At 63.2% G+C, this 16,309-nt stretch carries 25 protein-coding genes and 1 riboswitch; of the genes, 16 read left to right on the plus strand and 9 right to left on the minus strand.

The window, feature by feature from the left end; all coding sequences use genetic code 11:
- The first annotated feature begins 60 nt into the window (after positions 1-60).
- From pgsA to P9273_RS23825, 8 genes are all read left to right on the plus strand, one after another.
- Entirely contained in the window at positions 61-657 is a 597-nt protein-coding gene (pgsA, locus tag P9273_RS23790) for a CDP-diacylglycerol--glycerol-3-phosphate 3-phosphatidyltransferase (protein WP_041001879.1), read from the plus strand.
- Positions 658-662: 5 nt separating this feature from the next.
- Positions 663-920 (plus strand): molybdopterin converting factor subunit 1, encoded by a 258-nt coding sequence (gene moaD, locus P9273_RS23795; RefSeq protein ID WP_041001878.1) that lies wholly within the window; start codon positions 663-665, stop codon positions 918-920.
- Between the two features lies 1 nt (position 921).
- Entirely contained in the window at positions 922-1,401 is a 480-nt protein-coding gene (locus P9273_RS23800; protein WP_278050946.1) for a molybdenum cofactor biosynthesis protein MoaE, read from the plus strand.
- A 128-nt stretch (positions 1,402-1,529) separates the two neighbouring features.
- Positions 1,530-1,943: a YbaY family lipoprotein gene (locus P9273_RS23805; protein ID WP_278050947.1), complete on the plus strand. Its 414-nt coding sequence runs from the start codon at positions 1,530-1,532 to the stop codon at positions 1,941-1,943.
- 178 nt (positions 1,944-2,121) lie between these two features.
- Complete coding sequence (locus P9273_RS23810) at positions 2,122-2,391, plus strand: hypothetical protein (protein WP_278050948.1); 270 nt, start codon at positions 2,122-2,124, stop codon at positions 2,389-2,391.
- Positions 2,392-2,582: 191 nt separating this feature from the next.
- Positions 2,583-2,644, plus strand: a riboswitch (Fluoride riboswitch).
- 96 nt (positions 2,645-2,740) lie between these two features.
- Positions 2,741-3,175, plus strand: a complete 435-nt coding sequence (crcB, locus tag P9273_RS23815) for a fluoride efflux transporter CrcB (protein ID WP_052458904.1) — start codon at positions 2,741-2,743, stop codon at positions 3,173-3,175.
- 3 nt (positions 3,176-3,178) lie between these two features.
- Positions 3,179-3,601, plus strand: a complete 423-nt coding sequence (gene crcB, locus P9273_RS23820) for a fluoride efflux transporter CrcB (protein ID WP_041001872.1) — start codon at positions 3,179-3,181, stop codon at positions 3,599-3,601.
- Between the two features lie 14 nt (positions 3,602-3,615).
- A complete protein-coding gene (locus P9273_RS23825; protein WP_278050949.1) occupies positions 3,616-3,960 on the plus strand; it encodes a DUF190 domain-containing protein in 345 nt (114 codons plus the stop codon).
- Between the two features lie 18 nt (positions 3,961-3,978).
- On the opposite strand, the gene P9273_RS23830 is transcribed toward P9273_RS23825, so the two are convergent.
- Together P9273_RS23830 and ndk are read right to left on the minus strand one after the other, a co-directional pair.
- On the minus strand, positions 3,979-4,185 hold the full coding sequence (locus tag P9273_RS23830) for a hypothetical protein (protein ID WP_278050950.1): 207 nt from the start codon (positions 4,183-4,185) through the stop codon (positions 3,979-3,981).
- A gap of 186 nt (positions 4,186-4,371) precedes the next feature.
- Complete coding sequence (ndk, locus tag P9273_RS23835; protein WP_278050951.1) at positions 4,372-4,794, minus strand: nucleoside-diphosphate kinase; 423 nt, start codon at positions 4,792-4,794, stop codon at positions 4,372-4,374.
- 178 nt (positions 4,795-4,972) lie between these two features.
- Here ndk and P9273_RS23840 point away from each other — a divergent pair, with 178 nt between their 5' ends.
- Positions 4,973-5,203, plus strand: a complete 231-nt coding sequence (locus P9273_RS23840; protein ID WP_041001864.1) for a hypothetical protein — start codon at positions 4,973-4,975, stop codon at positions 5,201-5,203.
- 3 nt (positions 5,204-5,206) lie between these two features.
- On the opposite strand, the gene P9273_RS23845 is transcribed toward P9273_RS23840, so the two are convergent.
- Both P9273_RS23845 and P9273_RS23850 read right to left on the minus strand, forming a co-directional pair.
- Positions 5,207-5,497, minus strand: coding sequence for a DUF1905 domain-containing protein (locus tag P9273_RS23845; protein WP_278050952.1), 291 nt, complete (start codon positions 5,495-5,497; stop codon positions 5,207-5,209).
- A 21-nt stretch (positions 5,498-5,518) separates the two neighbouring features.
- Complete coding sequence (locus tag P9273_RS23850; RefSeq protein WP_278050953.1) at positions 5,519-6,211, minus strand: glutathione S-transferase family protein; 693 nt, start codon at positions 6,209-6,211, stop codon at positions 5,519-5,521.
- A gap of 54 nt (positions 6,212-6,265) precedes the next feature.
- Here P9273_RS23850 and P9273_RS23855 point away from each other — a divergent pair, with 54 nt between their 5' ends.
- Positions 6,266-6,775 (plus strand): DinB family protein, encoded by a 510-nt coding sequence (locus P9273_RS23855; RefSeq protein ID WP_278050954.1) that lies wholly within the window; start codon positions 6,266-6,268, stop codon positions 6,773-6,775.
- A 193-nt stretch (positions 6,776-6,968) separates the two neighbouring features.
- Positions 6,969-7,754: a GGDEF domain-containing protein gene (locus P9273_RS23860; protein ID WP_278050955.1), complete on the plus strand. Its 786-nt coding sequence runs from the start codon at positions 6,969-6,971 to the stop codon at positions 7,752-7,754.
- 37 nt (positions 7,755-7,791) lie between these two features.
- Here the strand turns inward: P9273_RS23860 and P9273_RS23865 are convergent, their stop codons facing one another.
- Positions 7,792-8,211: a hypothetical protein gene (locus P9273_RS23865; protein ID WP_278050956.1), complete on the minus strand. Its 420-nt coding sequence runs from the start codon at positions 8,209-8,211 to the stop codon at positions 7,792-7,794.
- 243 nt (positions 8,212-8,454) lie between these two features.
- Between P9273_RS23865 and P9273_RS23870 the strand changes: the two genes are divergently transcribed.
- The gene (locus tag P9273_RS23870; RefSeq protein WP_278050957.1) at positions 8,455-9,270 is read left to right on the plus strand and encodes a sterol desaturase family protein; all 816 of its coding nucleotides are present in this window, start codon (positions 8,455-8,457) and stop codon (positions 9,268-9,270) included.
- A gap of 7 nt (positions 9,271-9,277) precedes the next feature.
- On the opposite strand, the gene P9273_RS23875 is transcribed toward P9273_RS23870, so the two are convergent.
- From P9273_RS23875 to P9273_RS23885, 3 genes are all read right to left on the minus strand, one after another.
- Positions 9,278-9,580 (minus strand): DUF982 domain-containing protein, encoded by a 303-nt coding sequence (locus P9273_RS23875; protein WP_278050958.1) that lies wholly within the window; start codon positions 9,578-9,580, stop codon positions 9,278-9,280.
- Positions 9,581-9,733: 153 nt separating this feature from the next.
- Positions 9,734-11,815: an ATP-dependent helicase gene (locus P9273_RS23880; RefSeq protein WP_278050959.1), complete on the minus strand. Its 2,082-nt coding sequence runs from the start codon at positions 11,813-11,815 to the stop codon at positions 9,734-9,736.
- Between the two features lie 199 nt (positions 11,816-12,014).
- Positions 12,015-12,182 carry a hypothetical protein gene (locus tag P9273_RS23885; protein ID WP_278050960.1) on the minus strand — a complete coding sequence of 56 codons (168 nt, stop codon included), beginning with the start codon at positions 12,180-12,182 and terminating at the stop codon, positions 12,015-12,017.
- Positions 12,183-12,316: 134 nt separating this feature from the next.
- Here P9273_RS23885 and P9273_RS23890 point away from each other — a divergent pair, with 134 nt between their 5' ends.
- Positions 12,317-12,499, plus strand: coding sequence for a hypothetical protein (locus P9273_RS23890; protein WP_041001850.1), 183 nt, complete (start codon positions 12,317-12,319; stop codon positions 12,497-12,499).
- Positions 12,500-12,786: 287 nt separating this feature from the next.
- Here P9273_RS23890 and P9273_RS23895 read toward each other — a convergent pair whose 3' ends face one another.
- Positions 12,787-13,755, minus strand: coding sequence for a LysR substrate-binding domain-containing protein (locus P9273_RS23895; RefSeq protein ID WP_041001848.1), 969 nt, complete (start codon positions 13,753-13,755; stop codon positions 12,787-12,789).
- Positions 13,756-13,867: 112 nt separating this feature from the next.
- Between P9273_RS23895 and P9273_RS23900 the strand changes: the two genes are divergently transcribed.
- Genes P9273_RS23900 through P9273_RS23910 form a run of 3 tightly spaced genes read left to right on the plus strand, consistent with a single transcriptional unit; the run spans position 13,868 to position 15,991 of the window.
- Entirely contained in the window at positions 13,868-14,701 is an 834-nt protein-coding gene (locus tag P9273_RS23900) for a hypothetical protein (RefSeq protein WP_278050961.1), read from the plus strand.
- The gene (locus tag P9273_RS23905) at positions 14,701-15,789 is read left to right on the plus strand and encodes a DMT family transporter (RefSeq protein WP_278050962.1); all 1,089 of its coding nucleotides are present in this window, start codon (positions 14,701-14,703) and stop codon (positions 15,787-15,789) included. Before P9273_RS23900 ends, P9273_RS23905 begins: the two co-directional genes overlap by 1 nt.
- A complete protein-coding gene (locus P9273_RS23910; RefSeq protein WP_278050963.1) occupies positions 15,770-15,991 on the plus strand; it encodes a hypothetical protein in 222 nt (73 codons plus the stop codon). Before P9273_RS23905 ends, P9273_RS23910 begins: the two co-directional genes overlap by 20 nt.
- Positions 15,992-16,309 lie beyond the last annotated feature (318 nt).

The following is a 16,309-nucleotide window of genomic DNA, read 5'->3' on the forward strand; positions in this document are numbered from 1 at the left end:
GACCCCCTACATTGGCTTCTGATTTGAGTACGTCTGGCGGAGGAGATTTCCCGAGACGACATGGTACAGCGCGCGTTCAATCTGCCGAACATCCTAACCTATGCCCGCATCGTCGCGGTGCCATTGGTCGTGCTGTGCTTTTTTCTTGAAGGACATCTGAAGTCGTCCGACTTCGCCCGCTGGTCGGCGCTGGTCATTTTCCTCCTCGCCTCCATCACCGATTACTTCGACGGCTATTTTGCGCGCGCCTGGCAGCAGACCTCCAACATCGGCAAGATGCTCGATCCGATCGCCGACAAATTGCTGGTCGCCACCTGCCTGCTTTTGCTCGCCGCCGATACCGACCGCCATGGCGGCATCGCCGGATGGTCGCTGTGGGCGGCCATCATCATCCTGTGCCGTGAGATCTTGGTCTCGGGCCTGCGCGAATATCTGGCTGCCTTGAAAGTATCGGTGCCGGTGACGCAACTCGCCAAGTGGAAGACCACCATCCAGATGGTCGCCATCGCCTTCCTGCTGGTCGGCCCGGCCGGCGACAAGATCTTTCCGCTGACCACCCAGATCGGCCTGGTGCTTTTGTGGGTCGCGGCCCTCGTCACGCTCTACACCGGCTACGATTATTTCCGCGCCGGCCTCAAGCACATCATGGACGAGTGAAAGCAATGTCCACGAAGCTCATCTATTTCGCCTGGGTACGCGAGCGGATCGGCAAGCCGGAAGAGGACGTCGAATTGCCTTCCGGCATCGAGACGGTCGCCGATCTGCTGCGCTGGCTGAAGTCGCGCGGTGAGGAATATGAGAACGCGCTGCAATACCCCGACGTCATCCGCGTCGCCATCAATCAGGAACATGTCGGCCACCGCGAGAAGATAGCCGGCGCGCGCGAGATCGCGCTGTTTCCGCCGATGACCGGGGGCTGAGATGACCGGCGCCGTCGTGCCCGCCATCCGCATCCAGCGCGAGGATTTCGACGTCGCCGCCGAGATCGCCGGCCTGACCAAGGGGCGTGCCGATATCGGCGCCGTGGTCACCTTCTCCGGCCTTTGTCGCGACGAGCAGGGCGCGCTGTCGGCGCTCGAGCTGGAGCACTATCCCGGCATGGCCGAGGCCGAGATCGGCCGCATCGCCGCCGAGGCGACAGAGCGCTGGCCGCTGCAGGGGCTCACCGTCATCCATCGCCATGGAAAGATAGTGCCGGGCGAGAACATCGTGCTGGTGGTCGCGGCCTCGTCGCACCGGCAGGCGGCGTTCGAGGCGGCGAATTTCCTGATGGATTATCTGAAGTCGCGCGCCCCCTTCTGGAAGAAAGAACACCGCGCCGACGGCACCGAGGGCGGCTGGGTCGAGGCCAAGGAAGCCGACGATCGCGCCGCAGACCGCTGGAAGAAACAAAGCGAATAATGCATGTCGCCCAGAAGTGTGCAGCGGTTCTGGGCAACGACATGCATCAGAAAAAACTCCCGTTCGGCCATCGAACGACCGCAATCCCTCCCAAGCCTGCCGTTTAATTTGCTGGGCGGAGCAGGGTTATGCTGGACCGCATCGCGGAGTTCTTCATCTTCGGGCTGGTGCCGCTGGTCGTCGGCGTGCTCGCGGTGCCGGAACTGAGCAAGGCCGGCGAAAAGACGATTGCCGGCGAGGTGACCTACCGCGAGCGCATCGCCTTGCCGTCCGACGCCGTGCTCATGATCGAACTCGCCGACGTCTCGCTGGCCGATGCACCGGCGACCGTGATCGCCAAGCGTAGTATAGCGCCCACCGGCCAGGTGCCGATCAAGTTCGACATCGCTTTCGATCCCAAGGCGATACAGAAGGGCCGGACCTACGCGCTGCAGGCGCGCATCACGGTCGGCGAACGGCTGATGTTCATCACCGATACAAGCCACCAGCTCGACCCGCTGGATGCCAAGCCGCAGACGCTGCTGCTGAAAATGGCGCGCTGACATCGGGCGCCCCGCTGGGCGGGCGCGACTTTTCAGCCTTGGAACCGTCTTCGCCGGAATAAACCGGCGGCGCCGAGCGTTGACTTATGCAGATGGCGGGCAGGCAAAGGGACAAACGCCCCTTCACACCGCCAGACCGAATGCGCGGGATCGATCTGGCACTCAATGGAGACCAGATATGAACAAGCACACGCTCATACTCGCAGTCACAAGCATATCGCTGATAGCCTTCGCCGACTTTGCCAGGGCGGACGATCATCTGTTCAATGCCACGCACCATGGCCTCAGCCCCGACAGCCAGCCCTTCCAGACCAACAAGGCCGGTCATAGCGGCGACTTTGCACCTGGGCAGGGCAGCCCGTTCACCGGCGAGGAGACGAAGACGCCGTCTACCGACACCGAGGCGGCGAACGCCCACGCGAATGTGAAAGACCGTCAAGCCAAATGATTCCTGTGCCCGCCGGAGGGCGGCAATTCCAGGAAAAGTGGGGCGCGCTTCCGTCCCGGAATTGCGGAAAAAGGCCGCTAGAGCGGGATCTCCGCTTCCGCGTTGAACCCGCTCCGGGGGCTGTGTCGACTGTCCTGTTTCTCATCCGAGAGCAGGGCAATTGACCGCGTCGCTACAACCCCCTAGGTTCCCTCAAAAATGGGGATGGGGTTCCCCCGAAACCGCCCTTGTGGCTGATGACTCCTGCCAGGCGTGCTGTTGCGCGGCAGGATTCGTTTTCCCGCTCGTATCATGCCTGATTTCGTGAAGTGATTCCGGTGCGGAATCGCGTTGGAAAGGCATTGAAGCGATGACCCTTGCGGCTTGCGCCCTGGTCTTGATCGGCGGTTTCCTCGGCGGCATTTCCCGCTTTTTCCTGTCTGGCGTGGTAGGCCGTGGCGTCGGCGAGACCTTTCCCTGGGGCACGCTGGCGGTCAACGTCTCAGGCGCGCTGGCCATCGGCGCCTTTGCCGGCGCGGCGCGCTCGGTCGGCGGCATCTTCGCCAGCGATCTCGTGCGCGATCTGATCGTCGTTGGCCTGTTCGGCGGCTACACCACGGTATCGTCCTTCTGCCTGCAGACGCTGAACCTGGCGCTCGACGGCGAGGGGCGGCTCGCCGTCTTCAACGTCGTCGCTTCGGCGGCGCTGTGCGTGCTGTTCGTCGCCCTCGGCTTTTGGGCGGTCGTCTGGGTGGTTGGTTCAACCACCTGGGTGGTTGGTTCAACCACCGGTGTGGGGGGCTGAGCGATGACCGACAGGCAGATGGCTACGCGGCTTTATCTGGCGGTCGGTTGCGGCGCGGCGATCGGCTCTCTGACCCGCTTCCTGTCGGGCTATGTCATCGTCTCGCTGCTCGGCCTGAACGCGCTTTGGTCGACCGCTTTCGTCAATGTCGTCGGCTCCTGGGTCATAATGGCCTTCGCCACGCTGACCGGGCCGGACGGCCGCCTGATGATTGGTCCCGCCAGCCGCAATTTTATCATGGCCGGCTTCTGCGGCGGCCTCACCACGTTTTCGGCGATGAGCCTCGATATCTTCCTCCTGCTGTTCGAGGGCGACTGGCCGCTGGCCGCGACCTATCTCATCAGTGTGGTCGGGCTGTCGCTGGCCGCCGCATGGCTGGGCTATCTCATGGCGTCCAGGCTCAACCGTCTGCCGGTCGATGGGTAACAAGGGAGGAGAACATGGAACTTCCCGCGCAATGCGCGCTGCTCAGGATCTTCTTCGGCGAGGACGACAGGGCCGCCGACGGCAAGCCGCTGCACGAGGCGATCATCATCAAGGCGCGCGAGGCCGGCATGGCCGGCGCCACGGTGCTGAGGGGTCCGCTTGGCTTCGGCCGTTCCAGCGTGCTGCACACAGCCAAGATCCTGCGCCTGTCGCAGGATCTGCCGATCGTCGTCGAGATCGTCGACGCCCCGGAGAAGATCGATGCGCTGATCCCCGGGATCAAGGCGCTTACCAAGACAAAGAGCTGCCTGATCACCAGGGAGAAAGTCGAAGTCATCCGCTACGGCGACGGGGAATGAAACCGGCCAACCGCGCGATCAGCGGTGGCGTAGGCGACGGCCGATCGTGTCTTCGTCGAAAATGCCGGCCGAAAAGAGTCTCATGGCTTCGATGGCCAATTCGGAGGCCTCAGGGCTGCCGCGGGCGATGCCCCGCTCCTCGCAGACCTGGTCATAGATACGCTTAAGCAGAACGAGATCGTCCGGATATGCAACACCGCTTGTGGAAACATGAGGGTCGATCATGCTTCCCTCCCTATCTCCGGGCGGAAGTGCGACAGGCGCTCGCAGCCGGCGAAGCCCTTATCACTTGATGCCCCTATCACTTGTCGCCGAAGACGCCAATTTAGGGCGAGCGTCCTGCTTGCCCACCCCGGTGCGACAAAAAAGCGACCGTTAGGCCGCCTTCATTGCTTGACTGGAGCTTGCCGCTCAGCCGACGATCTCGGTGTCGGAGAACCAGTAGCGGATCTCCTGCGCGGCGGTCTCCGGCGCATCCGAGCCGTGCACCGAATTCTCGCCGATCGACAGCGCATGCACCTTGCGGATGGTGCCTTCGGCGGCGTTGGCCGGGTTGGTGGCGCCCATCACTTCTCGGTTCTTGGCGATGGCGTTCTCGCCCTCCAGCACCTGCACGATGGTCGGGCCGGAAGACATGAACTCGACCAGTTCGCCGAAGAACGGACGGTCCTTGTGCACGGCGTAGAAGCCTTCGGCCTCGCGGCGGCTCATCCATACGCGGCGCGACGCCACGACGCGTAGACCCGCGTCCTCCAGCATCTTGGTGATGGCGCCGGTCAGATTGCGCTTGGTCGCATCCGGCTTGATCATGGAGAAGGTGCGTTCGATCGCCATAGGGTCGTCCTTGTTCTGGGAGTGGAAATTGGAGTGGCGGGCTCTATACAAGCCGCTTGGCGGCTTGCCAAGAGGAGGCGGCTTCTGGTCAAGGCCGGCTCTTTGCGGGATAGTTAGATGGCTGCGAATGCGTTTTTCGCTTGGAGACCTGGAGCATCGGGCCAGGGAGTTGAAAGCGATGAACTGGCCTTACCTCAGACGCGGCGACGTCGCCGGCATTCTCTTCATGGCCTTAGTTCTTGCCGTGCTCGTCCTTCTGCTGCTGTTCTTTCCGCTGCGCGACCGGAATTTCGGCTTCGGCCCGGAATGGCAGTGTGCACGGATGGAGCAGGGCGACCCGATCTGCGTCAGGTTGGTCGACAAGAACGCGCCGGACAAGGGCGCGCTGAACAGGGACGCGCCGGACTAGACGCTAAAGCTCGATCTCAATGATCACCGCCGGCACGTCGCCGGCCTTCAGTCCTTCGCGCTGCCGCACCAAGGCCTTGACGGGCAAAAGCAGGCGTTCCGATGCCTTGTCGGGGAAAAGCGACGTGCTCCATCTTGTCTTGCCGATCACGGCCGTGACGCCGAGCGAGCCCCAGGGGCGCGCCAGTCCCGCCGCCTTGATCCGCGCCGCGACGTCCGTGGGCAACGTGATGAAATGCCACCCGCCCTTGCCGGGGTAGACCCAGATCTCGGCCTGCATCTCATACCGCAACATGACAGTCGACGCTCGCGGCGTTCACGCCGCGGCCGCGACTTGCCGGCCGAGCCCGCCATGCAGGTCGAGGCAGCGCTCGAACCAACTGGCGATGCTGTCGCTGTCGTCAAGCAACTGGAAGGGCGAGGCGATGCGCGCCCATTGCAGCGCGCCGAAGACAATATAGTCGGCAAACAGCGGCGAGGCTCCGCCGATAAAGGGCTGGTAGGTGAGCATCGAGCGCAGCGGCTCCAGCGAGGCGCGGAAGCCGGCGAGCCCTGCATCGCGTCCGGCCACCACCTCTTCCAGCCGCTTGCCGTAGCGCCGTTCGCGATCCTCGCGGAAATAGCGGCCGTTCGTCTCATCCTGCATCCCATGCAGGTCGGTAAGGGCCACCGTTGCAATGTAAGGATGGATGGTGAGCTGCGACCAGCGCTCGATGAAGCGTGCCGTCGCCTTGCCGCCTTCACCGGCAAACAGCGTCGGCCGATCCGGATAAGCTTCGTCGAGATAGAGAGCGATGGCGAAGGAATCGGCCACCACCCGCTCGCCGTCGCGGATCACCGGCACCGTCTTCGACACGCCGCCTTCCACCTTGGGCACTTCGAGGAAGCGTGTCGGCATCTTGGTCGCGGCGAGCCCTTTATGGGCCAGCGCCATCTTCGTCTTCCAGCAGTGCGGGCTGAACGGGCGTTCGGTGTCGTGGCCGACGAGGTCATAGAACAGAATGGTCATTACGGTTCCTGCGGGTTACGAAGAGCCTGGATTCGTTGTGAGCCGGATGGAAGAATGAAACAGCATTTCATGATGTTTGCGGCTTACAATCAATGGGCCAATACGCGCATCTATGATGCCGCCGCCGATCTCGACGAAGAGGAACTCGGCCGCGACGTCGGCGCCTTCTTCGGCTCGATGCTTGGCACGCTCAACCATCTGCTCGTCACCGACCGCGTCTGGATGAAGCGCTTTACGGGCGAGGGTGACGCGCCCTCGAATCTTGCGGCGATCCTCTATCGCGCCTTTCCGGGCTTGCGCGTGGCACGCGAGGCCGAGGACAGGAGGATCGTCGATTGGGTGGGCGGCACGACCGACAGGGCGTTCACCGGACGTTTTTCCTATATGACGACCGACATGCGCACCGTCTCGCAACGGCTGGCGCCGGCGCTCAGCCATCTTTTCAACCATCAGACCCATCATCGCGGCCAGGCGCATATGTGCCTTACCGTGCTCGGCCGGCCCTCGGTGCCGCTCGACCTGATGCTGTTCCAGCGCTCGGAGGAAGGCCGCGCCTACGCTTGAGCGCGGCCATCGCCACGGCTTTCCGACCACCGATTGTTGATCGAACTTAAAGGAAAAACTTGTATATCCCTTTGGAACAACGAATTTTTCCCTGGAAAATTGAACCCTGCCGGACTTGCATTGAATGTAATGAATTAGGACTTCGTTTGCGCTCCCGCTGCACAATAGGCCCAATTGCAGTGGGAGCAATGCCATGCGCATCGATTTGTCCCCTACGAGTTGGGGCAGGGTCGTGGTGGTCACCGCCGCGGGCACCGCCTTCTTCATTGCGGCAGCCTTCTTCGTCGATTCCTTCAATTTCCCGTCGCTGTCGCCGCAGGCGCTGCTGTGGGCGAAACTTACCGACCTGTTCCTGCCGCTTCTCCTTGGCGGCTCCTTCCTGTTCTTCCTGATGTGGAAGATGCGCCAGCTTGCGATCGCCCAGAAGGAGCTCAGCATCGTCGCTGCGACCGACAGCCTGACGGCCGTCTTCAATCGCGGCGCCTTCTCGATGCTGGTCGAAGCCTATCTCGAGCAGGCACGCAGCCATAACGTCGCCGATTCCGGTGCGCTGCTGATCGTCGACGCCGACCATTTCAAATCGATCAACGACCGTCTCGGCCATGACTGCGGCGACCAGGCGCTGAAGCTGATCGCCAGCACGATCCAGGGGCAGCTGCGCGGCGCCGACATTGTCGGCCGCATCGGCGGCGAGGAATTCGCGGTCTTCCTACCGGGCGCCGACGCGACGCGCTCCTTCCTGGTCGCGGAATCGATCCGGCTGCGTATCCGCGAGGCTGAGTTCGCGCCCGGCGGTCAGCCATGGCCGCTCTCGGTCAGCATCGGCGGCATCGCCTTCAGCGGTCCAACCACCTATCACGACATGTTCCAGGTCGCCGACAGGCATCTCTACAAGGCCAAGTCCAACGGTCGTGACCAGGTGAGCTTCGAGAGCCCGCGCGGTGTGCCGTCGGGCGAAGTCGCCGGCACGGTCCACTGAACGGCTCTTGGCGGCGCGAGCTTGGGCTGAACCGCTCTCAACGGCGGCTGCGGTTGAGCAACGGCCTGTGCTGGCGGATCAACTGGCGCTCGATATCGAGATAGGGCCTGACCAGGCCCGCCGCGGTCGGGGTCGGTTCCGGCTGATGCACCACTGCCGTCAGCATGCCGTGTTCGGCGAGTAGGTTCAGCCATTTCAGCGCTTCCCATTTGGGCGTCGTGCCGCCTCGACCCGTGAGGCTGCGGTTGATATAGCCAGGATAGGTAAGCAGGCGTTTGCCCGCCGAGGCGCCGCAAGTGCCGATCCTGACCGGCTTGCCCCCGGCGGTGATCCAGGCATAGACGGCTTCGCCGAGCTCGCACGCCTCGGGGTCGGTGATCGTCACCCGGATCGACGACCTGTCCCGGCTGAGCCGCATTTCTGCCGCCGGCTTGAAACGATCGCGATCGAGAAACATCCGCCCTCCTAATGCATGTCGCCCGGAAGTGTGCAGCGGTTCCGGGACACGACATGCATCAAAACAAAGACTTGAAGCGCGCCCGCAACTGACATGGTGAATGCGAACGGTCCGTGCGGTGTTTCACGCAGCGGTCGAAAAGTTTCACGGGATCTCGCAGCGCCGCGCTGGGCGGCAGCAACGGTCCGTTCATCCTTTGGCGGCTAGTGTGGGACGCTGGCTTCAGCCGATCCGCGAGCGACCGTGTTCGATCTCATCGACTACAAGGCGGTGCTGGTCATCGCCCTCATCTTCATCCCGCTCGAGCAGCTCCTGCCGCTGCATGCCGGGCAATCGGTGACGCGCCGGCATTGGCTGAACGACGTCTTCTATCTGCTCTTCAACGGCATCGTCATCAAGTTCGGCATGCTCTTGGTGATCGGCGCCGCGATGCTGGTGCTCCGGCATGCCGTTCCCGGCGCGCTTCCCGCCGCCGTCCAGTCACAGCCTTTATGGCTGCAGGTGATCGAGGCCCTGCTCGTCGCCGACATAGGCTTCTATCTTGCCCATCGCGCCTTTCACGCGGTGCCGTTCCTGTGGCGCTTTCACGCCATTCATCATTCGATCGAGGAGATGGACTGGCTGGCCGCCCACCGCGTGCACCCGGTGGACCAGATCCTGACCAAATCGGCTTCGTTCCTGCCGCTCTTCGCGCTGGGTTTTTCAGGCGAGGCGGTTCTCATCTATGTGCTGATCTATCATTGGCAGTCGGTGTTCATCCATTCCAACACCCGCATAAAGTTCGGGCCGCTGAGATGGCTGATAGCCTCGCCGCAGTTTCATCACTGGCATCATGCCAATGAACGTCAGGCCTATGACAAGAACTTCGCCGCCCAGTTGCCCATCATCGACCTGATCGGCGGCACCCTATTCATGCCGCAACATATGCCGGAGAAATACGGTGTCGACGAGCCGGTGCCGCAGCTCTATCACCAGCAACTCGTCTATCCCTTCGTGACCACGGCCGAGCCAGCCGCGCCGATCGCCGAAGCTTCGCCGTCGGCCGCCAAGCCGGAATGACCTGTCGTCAGGCGGCGAAGCCGCCATGGCCGCGCGCCACCGGCTTGACCGAGGCGATCGGCTGCTCCGAAGGCCAGAGCACGCCGGCTGTCACCGCGAAGGTGATCAGCGCATCGCGCGCGGCCTCGGTCGAGATTTCTCCGCTCCGCGCGTCTTCGCAGGCCTTCACCGCGGCGCCGTAGCTGAGGCGCCGGCGCGACGGCGGGAACTCGGTCAGGAAGTCGTGCATGTCGAACAGCGAGGCTATCATGCGCTTATGGCCGGCGCCGACGCTGAGGGCGACCGGGGTGAAGAACGTCCTGTCGTGCATTCGGGACCTCGTCTGTTGGCTGTGGAGGCGGCGGGCCTCCGGTCTGGGGGAAGGAAGCCACACAACGTGGCTTGCGGCGGGAGGTTCCGCGCATGCCGATTTTTCCTTCTCGGACTTGATCCGTCTTGAATCGGCAGGAGAGGGACAGGCGGCCTATTTCCACATGCCGCGCATGCGGGCGCCGAGATCGACCTTGACGCCCGGCCGCTGGCGCGGGTCGTCCTTGAGCGCGGCACTTGCCCAGGATGATTGCTCGAAGGCCGAAAGCATCGAGGCCGGGATGAAGCGGGTCCGCGAAGCATAAACGTGGCGGTCGCCGCGTGCCGCCTGATTGTGCGGATAAAAACGCTGCGGCACCACCAGATGCAGGCTGTCCTTGGCCCTGGTCATCGCGACATAGAGCAGGCGCCGCTCCTCCTCGATGTCCTCCTTGGTGCCGACGCCGAGATCGGCCGGGATGCAGCCGTCGACCGTGTTGAGCACGAAGACGTTCTTCCATTCCTGGCCCTTGGCCGAGTGGATGGTCGACAGGATGAGGTAATCCTCGTCGCGATGCGGCGGCCCGGCCTGGTCGCTTGTGGCGTCGGGCGGATCGAGGGTGAGCTCGGTCAGGAAGCGCTCGCGCGACGGATAGGTCGATGCGATCTGTTCGAGCTGGATGAGATCGGCGCGTCGCGTGATCGCGTCCTCATGGATGCGCTCCATATGCGGCTCGTACCAGAGCCTGATCCGTTCCAGATCCGCCGGCCATTTGGCGCCGGCGCGCAGCCCGCTATAGATGTCGAGGAACACCGGCCAGTCCTGCGCGGCGCGCTGCGGCGGCCGGAACCGGGCAAGGCCCAGCGTCTCGTCCAGCGATGTCGCCATGGCATCTACGATCTGCGAGGCGGCGGACGGGCCGATCCCCGGCATGAGCTGCAGCACGCGGAAACCGGCGACGCGGTCGCGCGGGTTCTCGGCGAAACGCAGCATTGCCAGCATGTCCTTCACATGCGCGGCGTCGAGGAATTTCAAGCCGCCGAACTTGACGAAGGGGATGTTGCGGCGCGTCAGTTCCACCTCCAGCGGTCCGCTGTGGCTCGAGGTCCGAAACAGCACCGCCTGTGCCTTCAGCGCCGTGCCGGCCTCGCGTTCGGCCAGGATCGCTTGGCAGACATAATTGGCCTGCTCGGCCTCGTCGCGCACGCTGACCAACTGCGGCTTGTGCGAGGACCGGCGCTCGGTCCAGAGGTTCTTGGTGAAGCGCTCGCTGGCCTCGCCGATCACCCTGTTGGCGGCGGCCAGGATCGTCTCGGTCGAGCGGTAATTGCGCTCCAGCATGACGATCTCGGCGCCTTGCACGAACTGCTTGGGGAAATCGAGGATGTTGCGCACTTCCGCCGCGCGGAAGGAATAGATCGACTGCGCGTCGTCGCCCACCACGGTGAGCCCGGCGCCGTCGGGCTTCAGCGCGAGCAGGATCGAGGCCTGCAGCCGGTTGGTGTCCTGGTATTCGTCGACCAGCACATGGTCGAAGCGGGAACCAAGATGCGCGGCGATCTCCGGCTCGGCCGCCATCTGCGCCCAGTAGAGCAGGAGATCGTCGTAATCGAGCACGTTCTGCGCCTGCTTGGCCTCGACGTAGGCCGCAAAGAGTTCCTTCAACTGGTCCGCCCATGCCGCGCACCAGGGGAAGGCGGAGCCCAACACTTCGCCGAGAGGGGACTGCGCGTTCACGGCCCGCGAATAGATCTGCAGGCAGGTGCCTTTGGTCGGAAAGCGGCCTTCGGTCTTGGAGAAACCCAGCTCGTGCCGGGCAAGGTTCATCAGGTCGGCCGAATCCTCGCGATCGTGGATGGTGAAGGCGGGATCGAGCCCGATCTGCTCGGCATAATCGCGCAAAAGCCTTGCGCCGATGCCGTGAAACGTGCCGGCCCAGGCCAGCGCGTCGGCGATGATCGCCGCGTCGCGCCCCAGCACCTCGCCGGCGATGCGCTCCACCCGCTTGGCCATCTCGGCCGCGGCGCGGCGCGAGAAGGTCATCAGCAGGATGCGGCGCGGATCGGCGCCCTTGACGATGAGATGCGCGACGCGATGCGCCAGCGTGTTTGTCTTGCCGGAGCCCGCGCCCGCGATCACCAGCAGCGGCGTCGCCACCTTGCCGTCACCATGCACCACCGCCAGCCGCTGCTCGTCGTTCAGCCGGGCAAGATAGGCGGGTGTCTCGAAGGACGAATCACGGGCGGCGATGTTCATCGCCCATCAAGCATCGTTTCCGCTTTGTTCGCAATAATTTCCTCGCTCCGCAAGCGGGAGAGGTGGCCGGAGAGGGGGCTGCGCCCGCATTCAAGAAATGCGTTCACTGGAAGGGATATTCCCAGCCGAAAGAGCGTATTCCCCAATCCGTCTTCGGCTTCGCCCGGCCGCCTTTCCTCCGCCGAGGCGGAAAAAACCGCTACCGCTTCGGTTCCACCCCCATCGCCGCCGACTGCCGCCGCAGCCTGCGCCTTTCATCGCCCGGCATATCCAGCGGCGTGACGTTTCCGGGCACCTCGTCGATGATCCTCACGGCGACGCGATAGGCGGTGTAGGCAAAAAGGCCGACAAGCAGCAGACGGACCATGATCACTTCCTCGTTGCGTTCGATTGGCTCGGGATTTCAACCGGACGCGGGCCGGTTGGTTCCCCGCGCCACGCAACCAAACCGCCACCGCCTCGTTTGCCCTTCATGAAAGGGGCGAACGAGAGGAGGTCGTCATGAAGAAACTTCCTGTGCTGCTGGCTCTCGCGGCAGGGCTCGTGCTCGCCGCCTGCGACAACAGCGTGCAGCCCACCAAGGCGCCGGGCGATGAAGTCAACCAGAACCCTCAGGTCGACAAGAACCCGGTGCCGAAATCGACCACCGGCGGAGACCAGCAGGGTACGGCGCCGAAGCAATAGGGCAGGGGGCGGGTCGAGTTATCGTCGGCCTTAAACGTCAAGTTATCGCCGGCCGAAACGAAGAAGGCCGGCGCTGCTTGGGAGGAAGCTCGGTAGCGCCGGCCAAGCGGGAAAATCAGGCCCGCCGCACGATCCAACATAGCTGAGTCTCCGCTTTGCGTCATGGCGTGATCGCGGTAGCCGGCTATTAAGCCTCAGGGGAAACGGAAAACCCGAATTCAGGAAGGCACCGTCGCAGCGCCCCCGGTCCCGCGTTCGTTCAAGCGAGCATTGTGCAAGAGTGATCTTCACGCCATCGCCGAGCGCCTCACCGGCACGTTGGCGACCTCCATGTCCAACTGGCGCTGCGTTAGCGCCGCCTCGGCCATGATCCAATGCTTGAACAGCTCCACTTTGCGTGCGCCGAGCGCCTTGATGGGGCTGACGAAATACCATCCGGCCGTGTTGGGATGGTGGACCGCGAAGGGCGCAACCAGCCGTTCGGCGCGGATGTCGCTTGCCATATAGGCGCGGTTGGCGACGGCAAAGCCCATCCCCGCATTGGCCGCTTCGTAGGACATCATGCAGGAATCGAAATAGACGCTCCTGGTTTCGCCCAGCACGAAGCTCGCGCCGGCAAAGCCCAGCCATGACTGCCAGTTCTGCGTGCACGTGTCGGAGTGCAGCAGTGTGAAATAGCGCAGGTCCTCCGGCGTCACCTTCGACAGCGGCTTGTCGCCCAGCACCTCATGGAAGAGCTTGCGGCTGCAGACCGGCGTCAGATCTTCCTTGAACAGCAGCTCCGAGGTGAGGCCGGGAAAATTGCCGTCTCCATAGCGGATTTCGAGATCATATTCCGAGGTCGAGAATTCATGCGTGGCGTAAGAGGTCGAAACCCGCATCTCGATGTCGGGATATTGATGCTGGAAGGCCGAAAGCCGCGGAAACAGCCAGCGCGCCGCGAAGGTCGGCAGAACGCAGATCCGCAGCACATGCGCCTGCGATTGGCCGGTGGCTTCCATGCTTGCCGCCACGATACGCTCCAGGGCCTCGCGCACACGCGCCACATAGGTCTCGCCCTCCGGCGTCAGCGATACAGCGTTGCCGCCGCGCTCGAAGATCTTGAAGCGCAACTGATCCTCCAAGCTTTTCACGCGCTGGCTGACGGCGGACGCCGTGATGAACTGCTCCTCGCCGGCGCGTGTGAAATTCTTGTGCCTCGCGGCGCTCTCCACGATTTTCAGCGAGTTGAGGTTGACCTGACTGAGCAGACGCACGGGGTTTCGACCTTAAGCTGGGCTTACGCTACCACCAGCATTCCTAAATTTACAGGGGTGGGCGCTTAAATGACTGTTAACCAAGTGTTGCCCCCACCTTGGAGAAAGTAGAATGAACGCCCATACAATTCCCGAACTGCGCTGTGCAATGAGCCGCGAGGCGATCATTGGTCATGAGACGGCCTGGAAAGTGTCGGGCTTCGGCGTCGCCCAGTATCGTCATGGTTACGACCCGGCTCTGCTTGCCGCCATCGAGGAAGCTGCCCTGAAACTGAAGGCCAGCCATGCCGTGCACAAGCATCTCGACCTCACCTTCATCACCGGCGCCGACCGCTATATTCCGGAGATCAAGGAACTTTTGCACGACAAGCTGCGGCTGGAAAAGCTGTCCGACATGATGGGCACCAAGCTCGAGCCCTATCCGCTGTCGATCGTCGGCTCGACCGTCACCTTCATGAATCCCAAGGATGGCGCGGTCGAATGGCATTGCGATGGCGTTCCGGTGACGGAGCTCATTCCGCTGTCGATCAGCGATCCGCTCATCGGCGGTCATCTCGAGATCTATTGCGATGATTCCGAGACCGGCCGCTCGATCCTGGAGTCCGGCCGCGACCTGCCGCGCAACAAGATCATGCGCATCGACCACAAGATGAACTACGCCACGCTCGGCCAGTTCCTCGGCGTGCTCCACCGCACGGCGCCGATCCAGCTCGGCGAGCGCGTCACGCTGGTGCTCAACCAGCGCTCGGCGACCAAACCCTATGTCGACGACAACCGCATGTTCTATCTCGCCGCCGACAATGACCATGACCGTGCCTGGGTGAACGAGCTGGCTGAGGATGTCTGGACCAACCAGCTGCCCGCCTATCGCCGTCATGCCGAGGAGCATCCCGTGCCGAAGGCCGCTGCCGAGCCTGTTTCCGGCGGGGCGAGGGAGTCGTGGTAATGACCAACGATCCGCTCGAGCGACAGCCGCCTTCAGCGTCGCTGAGCCTCGTGCCGGATTGTCAAAACCGTTCCAGCGCCGCACTGGGGACGGCGCTGGCCTTCGCCCTCGGCGCCGTGGCGCTGTGGGCGACCAATGCCCTGGTCGGCAAGACGCTGCTTGCCCTCTATCCGGTATCGCAAGTGCAGTTCCTGCAATTTTGCGGCGCGGCTTTGGTCTTCGCGCTGATCCGGCTCTTTCCTTCCCCCCTTGTGGGGGAAGGTGGATCGGCGCGCAGCGCCGAGACGGATGAGGGGTGTTCCAGCGGAGTGAGACATTGGCATTCCCTGGAACACCCCTCATCCGACTTCGCTACGCCAGGCCACCTTCTCCCACAAGGGGAGAAGGGGACGTCCGCGCTCGCTTACCTCGTCGGCTTCCTGGGCCTGGTCGGCACGATGGTGCTGCAATATATCGGCTTCGCCTCGATGCCGGTTATCGAGGCAAATCTCGTCGCCTATACTTGGCCGCTGATGATGGCCGCGGCGGTCATCCTGCTTGGCCGACCGCGCCGTCCGCTGCTGCTCGGGCTGGTGGCCGCGCTTGGCTTTGTCGGCGTGGCGCTGGTGATTTCCGGTGGCCGCGCGGAGACCTGGTTCGAAGGCGGCAGCTTCGTCGGCTATCTCGCAGCCTTCGGCTCGGCGCTCTGCATGGCCTTTTACTCGCTCGCTGTCGGCCGCCTTGCCGTGTCGCCGGAGCGTCTGCTTCTGCCCTCGGCGCTGATCGGCGTCGCGCTCACCTTCGCCTGGTGTCTGCACGATGGTCTCGTGCGCCCGAGCGGCGCGCACCTTCTGCTCGGCCTTTATCTCGGCGCCGGTCCGATGGGGCTCGGCTACTATTTCTGGTCGCGCGCGGCAAAGCTCGACCACGGCGGCAGGATAGCGGTCGTCGCCTATCTGACGCCGATCGCTTCCACGTTTCTGCTGACCTTGTCGGGCGAAAGCCTGTCGATGACGGCGATTGCCGGCGCCGTCCTCGTCATTGGCAGCTGCCTCGCGGTCGGCATCGAAGGTACGGAGATCAGGCACAATGTCCAAAATAGCCGTTGACGAGGACGAACGCCGCGCCAGGCAGGAGGCGCACTGGCTGGTCAGGGAGTTTGGCGCGGAGGCGCCGCTCTACGCGGCCATGAAGGCGGAGAAGGCCATCGAACAGAAGGATTTCGGCCGCTGCGCGCGCTGGAAGCGCGTGCTGGAGATCCTCGCGGACAAACCGCCCGCGGAACTCAGGCGCGGTGTCGCCGGCAAATGAGCGATTTGCCACGCGAACGCCGAATCGCGCATGATCGATTGTCCGGCCGGCGAATTGTCGTGCCGTGCCGGAACTTGGCGTGAACTTGGATTTTTCAGCAACTCCTACCGTAAGTTGAAGTGCTATAGCCCCTTTTACGCATCCAGGCGGGTAGCCGGTGCTATAAAACGCTGTCTATAGCTATTAGAATTCCTAACTTGCGCGTTTCCAGTCCGTGTAGAAACATTGCGCGGTATTGAGTCTCGTGGCTTTACTGACTCTGGACGGTCCGTTGGGGGACCTGTCCAATTCGATACACCGACGAAAGTCTTAAAAAAG

The sequence above is a fragment of the Mesorhizobium sp. WSM4935 genome (assembly GCF_029625735.1).
Lineage (GTDB): Bacteria > Pseudomonadota > Alphaproteobacteria > Rhizobiales > Rhizobiaceae > Mesorhizobium.